Here is a 5,526-nt window from a genome sequence, read left to right as displayed (position 1 = left end):
ATCCGGCCGAGGACATCTGGGTGGAGGGGACCGACACCCACGCGGGCTACTTCGGCGATCGCGAACCGCGCTGTGGCGATCGCACCGAGCTCCTGCAGGACAACTTCACCGCCGCATTTGTATCCGGTATCGCCGATGCCGTCGCCCTGACCCAGGATGGCGCTCTCCGGCTGCGCCAGGATAGCGAGCGTTCGGCTCCCCACGAGCTCGTGCTCACGCTCGGCAACTGACGGCGACGCCTGCCGCGCTGGCAGCTCGCCACCGCTGAGCGCTCCGACGAGCTGCTGCATGCGGTGCGCGAGAAGGCGCCGTCTTCCTCGGCGCTCCCGGCTGGCGCTCGATCTCCTTCGGCGCCAACATGACGACGCTCAACTTCGCGCTTGCCCACGCCATCGGCCGCGCCTGTGCGCCCGGCGACGAGATCGTCGTCACCCAACTCGACCACGAGGCCAACCGCGGCCCCTGGCGGATGCTCGCCGAGCGCGGACTGGTACTGCGTGAGGTAGCGCTCCTGCCCGACGGCACCCTCGACGCCGCGAGTCTCGCGGCCGCGATCGGGCCGCGCACGCGGCTGGTGCCGTTCGGCTAGCTGTCGGGGGCTCCGGAGGGTTTCAGGGCATCCCGGGCGGTGGCAGGCGCGTGCGCGTCGCCTGCTCGAAGCTGTAGGCGAGCGCGAGGAGACGCGGCTCGCTGCAGGCAGTGCCGGTGAAGCTGACCCCGAGCGCGACCGGCGCCGGATCGAAGCCCTCCGGAAAGGGCGGATCGGCGAGCGCGGCCACCGTGGCGTACGGCACCATCACGGTCGGGTAGCCCGGACGCGCAGCCAGGTTCGCGCCGCTCACCCCGGGGAAGAGCAGCGCGTCGAGCCGGTGGGTCGCCATCACCTCGTCGATGCCGTGCGTCGCGGTGAGGCGCAGGTCCTTGGCGCGATCGGCCTCGTAACGCGCGCGGTAGACCTCGAGGTCCATGGCGTCCGAGAAGTCGAGCAGCGCCTGGCCGTACTTGAGCGTGCCGGCCTTCTGGTGGTCGCGGTTCCACTGCCGGAGCTCGGTCAGGCTCTTCACCGGCGCGGCGGGGCCGAGCGAGGCCAGCCAGAGATTGAAGTCGCGCTCCATGCCGTAGGCGAAGTCGATCGAGCAGTTTCCGGTCTTCGCCTCGTCGAGGCTGCGGCAGATGTTCCATAGCAGGAAGTTCTCGCCTGGGTCCGGATCGACGACGCTGGGAATGTCGGCGGGATCGATCACGGTTGCGCCATAGTGCTTCAGCACCTCGATCGCTGCCGCCATCGCGGCGGCTTGGGGCGCCTCGAGCCCGCCCCGCGGCTCCTCGGTTCCGGGAGCTTTCGCCGGATCGTAGAAGTAGGCGCGGGGAATGCCGATCCGCGCGCCGGCGAGCGCCCGGCGGTCGAGAGACTCCGTGTAGTCGGTCCCGCGCGCACAGCGCGTCGTCGCCGGGTCGTGCGAATCGGGTTGTGCGCCCTCGAGGATGCCGAGCAGGATGGCGGCGTCGGTGACGCTGCGCGCCATCGGGCCGGCGGTGTCCTGGTCGGCGGTGATCGGGATGATGCCGTAGCGGCTGATTCGTCCGACGGTCGGCTTGACCGCCACCAGTTGGTTGGCGTTCGCCGGGCTGAGGATCGATCCGGAGGTCTCGGTGCCGACGTTCGCGGCCCAGAAGCTCGCCGCGGTGCCGGTCCCCGAGCTCGAGCCGCCGGTGGCGAGCGCCGGGCGGCCGTCGAAGTTGGGCTCACGTGGATCACGCCGCGGATCGTACGGGTTGAAACCGTAGCCGTTGAGGGAGTTGTAGTTGGTCGGCATGCCGGGTGGCCCGGCGACCCAGTTGGCGAGCTCGGTCATCTGCGTCTTGGCGAGAATGATGGCGCCCGCCGCGCGCAGGTTCGTGACCAGCGTCGCCTCGTACGGCGGGACGAGGCCGGCGAACGCCAGCGCGCCGCCGGTCGTCGGCATGTTCGTGGTGTGGATGTTGTCCTTGAGCGCGATCGGGATGCCGTGAAGGGGACCGCGCAGCTTGCCCGCGCGGCGCTCCCGGTCGAGGGCGTCGGCCTCGTCGAGGGCGTGCGGATTCACCGCGATCGTGGCGTTGATCCGACCCTCGTGGAAGGCGATGCGCAGCAGGTGCTGCGTCAACAGCTCGCGCGCGGTGACCTGCCCCGTGGCCATCGCCTTCTGCATCTCGGGGATCGACGCCTCGACGATGCTGAACGGTTCGCCCGCCCACGCCGCTTCAGGGAACGGAAGCAGCGCCAGCAGCAGCGCCCGACAGACTCGTCCTTGCCGCGACAGGAAGCCTCTTTCTCCCATTCGTCTCTCCCGCGAATGCAGCCTCGAGGAACTCTATTCCGCGCGGAAGTCGCGGATCAGGACGGCGTCGCGGCTGCTCCTGCCTGCCGAGAGCGCGATGCGGCGGCTGTCGGGCAGCCACTGGGCGGAGAAGATGTCCTGCGCAGGGAAGTTCGCCAATTCAACCGGGCCGCTGCCATCGGGAGCGGTCATCCAGAGGCTGTCGCCGGCCGCGGTGCGCAGTGTGACCGCGAGGCGGGTGCCGTCGGGCGACCACCAGTGGCCGGTGAGGCGGCCGTTATCGAAGCGAGTCACCTGCTCCGGCTCGCCGGCAGCGGAGCCATTGGAGCCGGCGGCGCCCAGCCGGAAGACATTCCACGCCGGATCGGTCCGGTTCCGGAAAGTGAGGCTCCGGCTGTCCGGGCCCCACACCTGGCCCAAGGCCGCGGGCGGCAGCCTGTACTCGACCGCGGGCGCTCCGCCGGCGATCGGCATCGACCGCCAGGTCGTACGCGCCAGGCCGCGCTCGTCTTCTTGCAGTTTGCCGATCAGGAGCTGAGCGGAATCCGGCGAGAAACCGAGGACGCCGGAGGCGTCGGTGGCGAGCGTCGAGAGCGCTCCGGTTTCGAGCTCGAGCAGCTCGATCTTCCGCGGCGACTCCCAGCGCTCGAGGGCGACGAAGCGTCCGTCCGGCGACAGGGCGACCTGCTGCTCGCCGCTTCCTTGGGTGAGTTGCCGCAGGCCGGTGCCGTCCGGCTGTATGCGCCAGACGTGCGCGCCGGACTCTTCCAGACGATCGAAGACGATCACGTTGCCGGCGCCCAGGGCGTTGGCGGAGTGGTTGGATCCAGCGGTGAGCGCTCGGGGTTCCCCACCCGCCGCGCCGACGGTCCAGACCTGGAGGGTCGGATCCTCCGGCGCGTCGAAGACGATCTGTTCGGCCCCGGCCACCGAAAAGTCCATCGGTGACCTCTCGGGACTGGTGATCGAGGTGAGCGGACGTGCCGCGCCTCCCGCAGCGTCGGCGAGCCAGATGTTGGCGAGACGAGTCTGGCGCACGGCGGCGATGGCAGGAGCCGCATCGGTCGGCGCCGGGCCGCCAGCGACCGCCACTGCGAAGTAGCGGTGGAAGTCGTTGGTGACCGGCTGCAGGCGGCCGTCGGGGTAGGTGATCAGGTAGATCTGCTCCTGGAGGCTGACGTTGAGGTTCAGCCCGGCCGCGACCAGCCCGCGGCCGTCCGGCAGCCAGGCGAGGCTGGAGAAGAGGAAGCGCGGGAGCTCGAGGAACGTTCGCCGCGCCCCGCTCTCGGCCTCGAAGAGGACGATCTGCACCCCGAGCAAGGGGAGGGGCTGGTTGAGCAGCACCGCCAGCGTCCGGCCGTCGGGCGACCAGGCGGGCGGGCCCTGAAAACGTTCCACTTCGCCGAGGCTCGCCAGTGCGCGCTCGCGCGAGCTGGCGAGATCGAAGACGACCAGCAGGTTCTGCCGCTTCTGGGGCACGCCGCGCCAGAAGGCGACCTGCTTGCCGTCGGGCGAGAAGGTGACCCGCGAGTCGATGTCGAAGAGGATCTCGCGCGGCGTCCCGCCCAGCGACGGAACCGAGAAGAGCGCGCGGTACTGCCGGTTGTCGGACCTGCGGGAGAGATAGTAGAGGTAGTTGCCGTCCGGGGAGAAGGCGGGAAACTCGACCCCGGCCTCGTTCGCCGGCAGCACCTCGACGTCGCTGCCGGTCGCGACCTGCCGCACCCGCAGGCCGGTGGGCCCCGACCGGCCGGCGACGTAGGCGAGGTAGCGGCCATCCGGAGAGAGCGTCGCATCGACGACGTCGCCGCGGCTGGTCTGGGTCGACATGCGCATCGTGGTGAAAGCGGCGGTAGGCGGCGCACTGCGCTTTCCGAAGAGCGCCCAGAGGCCGAAGGCGAGTCCCGCCACGCCCAGGAGGGCCACGGCCGCGAAGGTCGGCGTCGCGATTCGCCGCCGGGGCGGCGCCGCGGGCGTCGCGCCCGCGATCGACGACGCGGAGCTCGCCGAGGCCGAGAGTGCGTCGTACTCCTCGACGATCTCGCGCAGCTCGAGCGCCAGGTCCTTGACCGACTGCACGCGCTGGTCGGGGCTCTTGGCGAGACAGCGCCGGATGAGCCGGCGCAGCTCGGCCGGCGCCTTGTCGTTCCACTCCTCGACCGGTACCGGCTTCTCGTTGAGGATCTTGTGCATCGTCTCGACGCCGGTCGAGGCCGCGAACGGCTCCCGCCGGGTGGCCGCTTCGTAGAGCACGCAGCCGAACGAGAAGATGTCGGAGCGCGTATCCACGGACTTGCCCGCGACCTGCTCCGGCGACATGTAACCGGCGGTGCCGACGATGCTGCCCGCCTCGCTGCCGCCGGCGGTGAGGGTCGGCGACCCGGAGATGTCGCCGCCGCCGCTGCGCTCGGTGAGCTTCGCGAGGCCGAAGTCGAGGACCTTGGTGAAGCCGTCGGCCGTGACCATGAGGTTGCCGGGCTTGAGGTCGCGGTGCACGATCCCTGCGGCGTGGGCCTTGGCGAGCCCTTCGGCGGCCTGCGCGAGGTAGCCGAGAAGCGTCCTGAGGTCGGTCCGCTCCTCGTGGATGATCTGGGTGAGCGTCTTGCCGCTGACCACTTCCATCGCGATGTAGTGCAGCGGGTCCGAGTCGGCCGCGCCGGCCGAGCGCACGGGCTCGCGCCCGATCTCGTAGATGGTCACGATGTTGGGGTGGCTCAGCTGCGAGGCCGACCGGGCCTCGAACTCGAAGCGCCGGACGCGGTCTTCGTTGCGGACGAGGTCGGGCGGGAGGATCTTGAGCGCGACGTTCCGCCCCAGCGTCCGGTCTTCGGCCAGGTAGACCTCGCCCATGCCGCCCGCCCCAAGCGCCGAGACGATCCGGTAGTGGGAGATCTCGTCCTCCGGGCGCAGCGTCTGCCTCGCCTTCTCTGCCATCGGCTGCCTCCGGGAATCAGGGGGCAGTCTACCGAATTCCCGACTGCCCGCCGGGGCTCTCCCCGGAGTTGCCCGCGGACGCTGCAGCGCCGGCGAGGGTTGCGGCCGCGCGCCGTTTGCTGCAGCATCACAGGACTTCCGACGCGAGGTCACCGATGCCCTTCACCGCTACCGACTGCCAACAGGCCCGCCAGCAGTTCCCCGCCCTAGCCCGCAACCAGGGTGGGCTCCCGATCGCCTACCTCGACGGTCCGGCGGGGTCGCAGATGCC

General features: G+C 70.6%; 3 protein-coding genes and 1 pseudogene. 2 read left to right on the top strand and 2 right to left on the bottom strand.

Features of this window, described 5'->3' with window-relative positions; all coding sequences use genetic code 11:
* Both KBA23_RS15420 and KBA23_RS15415 read left to right on the top strand, forming a co-directional pair.
* Window positions 1-230, top strand: a 230-nt coding sequence (locus tag KBA23_RS15420; RefSeq protein ID WP_290742723.1) for a hypothetical protein, incomplete at its 5' end; no start/stop codon positions are given.
* Window positions 231-319: 89 nt separating this feature from the next.
* A pseudogene (locus KBA23_RS15415) lies at window positions 320-589 on the top strand (aminotransferase class V-fold PLP-dependent enzyme); the annotation flags it as partial.
* Window positions 590-611: 22 nt separating this feature from the next.
* Here KBA23_RS15415 and KBA23_RS15410 read toward each other — a convergent pair.
* Window positions 612-2,321 carry an amidase family protein gene (locus tag KBA23_RS15410; RefSeq protein ID WP_290742720.1) on the bottom strand — a complete coding sequence of 570 codons (1,710 nt, stop codon included), beginning with the start codon at window positions 2,319-2,321 and terminating at the stop codon, window positions 612-614.
* Window positions 2,322-2,354: 33 nt separating this feature from the next.
* Window positions 2,355-5,255, bottom strand: a complete 2,901-nt coding sequence (locus tag KBA23_RS15405) for a protein kinase (RefSeq protein WP_290742717.1) — start codon at window positions 5,253-5,255, stop codon at window positions 2,355-2,357.
* Window positions 5,256-5,526: the final 271 nt, after the last annotated feature.

The sequence above is a fragment of the Amaricoccus sp. genome, assembly GCF_017995835.1.
Classification (GTDB): Bacteria; Pseudomonadota; Alphaproteobacteria; order Rhodobacterales; family Rhodobacteraceae; genus Amaricoccus.
The sequence above is the reverse complement of the archived record's forward strand: the minus strand, read 5'-3'. Positions and strand labels throughout refer to the sequence as shown.

Bases quoted from the DNA above. Each gene is read 5' to 3' on its own strand.
- KBA23_RS15410 (WP_290742720.1), bottom strand. From the start codon at position 2,321: ATGGGAGAAAGAGGCTTCCTGTCGCGGCAAGGACGAGTCTGTCGGGCG.
- KBA23_RS15405 (WP_290742717.1), bottom strand. From the start codon at position 5,255: ATGGCAGAGAAGGCGAGGCAGACGCTGCGCCCGGAGGACGAGATCTCC.